Origin of the sequence: Desulfatibacillum alkenivorans DSM 16219, assembly GCF_900142135.1 — a bacterium.
In the GTDB taxonomy this organism is placed as follows: Bacteria; Desulfobacterota; Desulfobacteria; order Desulfobacterales; family Desulfatibacillaceae; genus Desulfatibacillum; species Desulfatibacillum alkenivorans.
Window position 1 is genome coordinate 105,154 of the sequence record NZ_FQZU01000020.1, and the last position, 3,056, is coordinate 108,209.

Genomic DNA, 3,056 nt, shown 5'->3' on the forward strand with positions numbered 1-3,056 from the left:
CCCTTATAGGGTAGGAATTGACCTGACTTACGAAGGGATGAATCAAGGCTCTTTTTGGCGTTAAAAAAGAGCCTTTTTTTTCACTGTTTCCAATCCGCCCCGGAAACGTTTCCGCCCCATGCAGCCCTTCTCCCCTGGGGCCGCACATAACCCGCTATTTATAAAGCATTTAATTTAAGCCTGGTTATTAAAAATGGAAACGTTGCAAAGCGTGTAATGCATTATTTCCCGGGGTATAGTGCGTTCCGGTTTCGCCGAGAAGAACAAGGCGAGCATGAGCTTCCACCCTGTCCGTGCAGGCCTCCCTCAAAAAACAAATCAGGAGGCTGAGGGCCGGCGGTCGGAAAGGAGGCGCCCCAAACATGTTTTATGAATACAAACCCTTTTTGTCCGAAGCCGGACGCATCAGGAGGCGGCCTATGGAAAACAGTCTTGAAAAACTCACGACCATGCTGCCCGTTATTTTGACGAGGATTGTGGATGCCAATATCGAACCCGTGCAAGAGCACATTGAGATGCTCCGGGTGAAAAATCCCGGCTTGAACGCCCATGGACTTGCCGGAAAGATTGTTTCCAGGGCTTCCCTGAAAAGCGGAATGGTAGGCGCTGCAACCGGTCTGGGCGGGGCGATCACCCTGCCGGTTACGGTCCCGACGGATCTTCTATGCACATGGAAAATCCAGGTGCGCATGGCCCTGACGGTTGCCGTCGCTTATGGTGTGCAAAAATCCTCGGAGGAATTTGCCGAGGACATCCTGTTGATCATGGCCGGCAACGCCGCCTCCCAGGCTCTGAAAAGGGCGGGCGTGGCTGCGGCCGAGGAGCTGACCCAAAAAATTGTGGACAAATACGTCACCCGGGCGGTCATGAAAAAAATCAACAAAATCCTGAGCCGGAAAATCATCACCAAGGCGGGCGAGAAGTCTTTCACCAGCTTCACCAAGCTGGTTCCGCTGATTGGCGCGCCCATCGGGTTTGGTACTGACTGGGGCGCCACAAAATTGATGGGAAAGACGGCTGTCCGTTATTACGGCGCCGCCTGAAGGGAACAACCCTTGTCCGGCGGGGGCGGCTTGCAAGCCGCCCCCGCCCCGCCGCTTTCATCAACAGGAGAATTTTTATGATTGCATACGTCACCACCCAGGGATCCAAGCTGGTAAAGGAAGGCCGGCATATTCTGGTTAAAAAGGGCAACGATACCCATCGGACCCTGTTCACCTACAAGCTGGAACAGCTCCAGCTTTTCGGAAATATCCAGATGACCCACAGCGCTTTGATCCAACTCATGAGAAACAACATCGACACCGTGTTTCTCACAAAAAACGGCCGGTATCTCGGACGGGTGGAAAGTCCGGAGCCCAAAAATGTCTTCCTGCGCAAGCAGCAGTTCCTGCTCCTGGACGACCCGGAGTTCGGTCTGAACATGGCCAAAAGCATCGTATCCGGGAAAATGGCCAATATGGCCACCCTGCTCTTACGCATCAAACGCACCAAAAAGGCGGACAGGGCGGGGTCATTGGCGCGCAAGATTATGGATCTTGGCTCCGGCCTGCAATCCGCGCCCACCATTGATTCCGTGCGTGGATACGAAGGCAAGGCCTCCGCGTTGTACTTTCAGGGGCTGCCTCTCGGATTTGTGGCGGAGATGGGCTTCACAAAGCGTGTGCGCAGGCCGCCCACAGACCCCGTCAACGCGGTGCTATCCCTTTTATACACCTTTGTCATGAATCGGGTTTACGCCGGGGTTAGAGCGGCGGGCCTGGACCCTTATCCGGGGTTTCTCCACGCTTTGGATTACGGCCGCCACTCCCTGGTCCTGGATCTTATGGAGGAATTTCGTACTACCATCGCCGACACCCTCACCCTGTCCCTGTTCAACCTGAAAATCCTCTCCAAGGACGATTTTATGGAGAGCCCGCGCACGCCGGAGCCTGAACATACCATCCCCCTTCCTGACGTCAACCAGGATCCGTTGGGACAAATGGCCAGCCCCGAGCATGAACGGGAACACTTTGATTTACCGGAACAAAGGATGGAGGAGATTGCAAAGCCGACGCCCGCACCTGCCAAAGAGCCTGTCAAACTCAAGCCCGACGCCTTTAACAAGGTGATTGAAGCCTTTGAGAAAAAACTGTCCGCCCGGTTTTACCATCCCGCGGCGGAAAAGGAATTGAGCTACGCCCAGGCCGTCGCCTTTCAGGCCAGCCTGTATCGCAAGGTCATCGAGGGAGAGGCTCGGGTGTATCAGCCCATACTTTTAAAATGATCACACTCATCACATACGACATTACCGAACCCAAAAGGCTGCAGCGCCTCAACAAGTTCCTCAAGGAGTTCGGAGAAAACACCCAGTATTCCGTTTTTGAATGCGACCTGGACGCAGACGGTCTGGCCCGCATCCGGCAGTACTGCTCCCAAAAACTGGACCTGATCAACGATTCGGTGCGCATCTACAAGATATGCTCCCGATGCATGCAAAAGGTGGAAATCTCGGGCCAGGGCCTGAAAATCACCCAACTGGACTATACGGTGGTTTGATATGAACATGATCGTCGCCTACGACATTACCGACCCCAAAAGGCTGGCCAAGGTGGCTAAAACCATGGAAGACTACGGAACCAGGGTCCAAAAATCCATCTTCGAGGTGGAGGCGGACGCAAGAATCTTCTTCCTCATGAAGAAGCGCCTGGAAAGCATTATCGACCCAAAGACGGACGGCATCAAGTATTTTCCCCTGTGCGAAAAATGCGCCGGAACCCTGGAAGTCATCGGGCAGGGCCACTTTCTGGACCCGGACCATGAATTCCTGATTCTGTGACTTTTCCGCAGACCTCCGGGCGAAAAGAGGCGATTTTTCTAACATACTGAAATAACTATATTTACCGAAATCGCCATTCAGGAGGTCTGCGGAAATGCGAAATCATACATGTTTTCAAATAGTTAAGCTCTATACCCACAACAAAAAAGGAGGCGTTTTATGGAATACATGAGTTTTTTCCCGGAGGTCTGCGGAAATGGGGTTGCAATAGGCTGGTTTTTAAGCCTATTCTAAGGGT

General features: G+C 53.1%; 4 protein-coding genes. All 4 read left to right on the forward strand.

Annotation, left to right across the window (positions count from 1 at the left end; all coding sequences use genetic code 11):
• The first annotated feature begins 419 nt into the window (after positions 1–419).
• The gene (locus BUE18_RS16025; protein WP_073477216.1) at positions 420–1,043 is read left to right on the forward strand and encodes an EcsC family protein; all 624 of its coding nucleotides are present in this window, start codon (positions 420–422) and stop codon (positions 1,041–1,043) included.
• A 77-nt stretch (positions 1,044–1,120) separates the two neighbouring features.
• On the forward strand, positions 1,121–2,266 hold the full coding sequence (cas1, locus tag BUE18_RS16030) for a CRISPR-associated endonuclease Cas1 (protein WP_073477209.1): 1,146 nt from the start codon (positions 1,121–1,123) through the stop codon (positions 2,264–2,266).
• The gene (cas2, locus tag BUE18_RS16035) at positions 2,263–2,538 is read left to right on the forward strand and encodes a CRISPR-associated endonuclease Cas2 (RefSeq protein WP_073477210.1); all 276 of its coding nucleotides are present in this window, start codon (positions 2,263–2,265) and stop codon (positions 2,536–2,538) included. Before cas1 ends, cas2 (BUE18_RS16035) begins: the two co-directional genes overlap by 4 nt.
• A 1-nt stretch (position 2,539) precedes the next feature.
• On the forward strand, positions 2,540–2,818 hold the full coding sequence (gene cas2, locus BUE18_RS16040) for a CRISPR-associated endonuclease Cas2 (protein WP_035219515.1): 279 nt from the start codon (positions 2,540–2,542) through the stop codon (positions 2,816–2,818).
• Positions 2,819–3,056 lie beyond the last annotated feature (238 nt).

What these genes read in the sequence shown, in the direction of transcription:
- BUE18_RS16025 (WP_073477216.1), top strand. Translation starts at nt 420, where the DNA reads ATGGAAAACAGTCTTGAAAAACTCACGACCATGCTGCCCGTTATTTTG.
- cas1 (WP_073477209.1), top strand. Translation starts at nt 1,121, where the DNA reads ATGATTGCATACGTCACCACCCAGGGATCCAAGCTGGTAAAGGAAGGC.
- cas2 (WP_073477210.1), top strand. Translation starts at nt 2,263, where the DNA reads ATGATCACACTCATCACATACGACATTACCGAACCCAAAAGGCTGCAG.
- cas2 (WP_035219515.1), top strand. Translation starts at nt 2,540, where the DNA reads ATGAACATGATCGTCGCCTACGACATTACCGACCCCAAAAGGCTGGCC.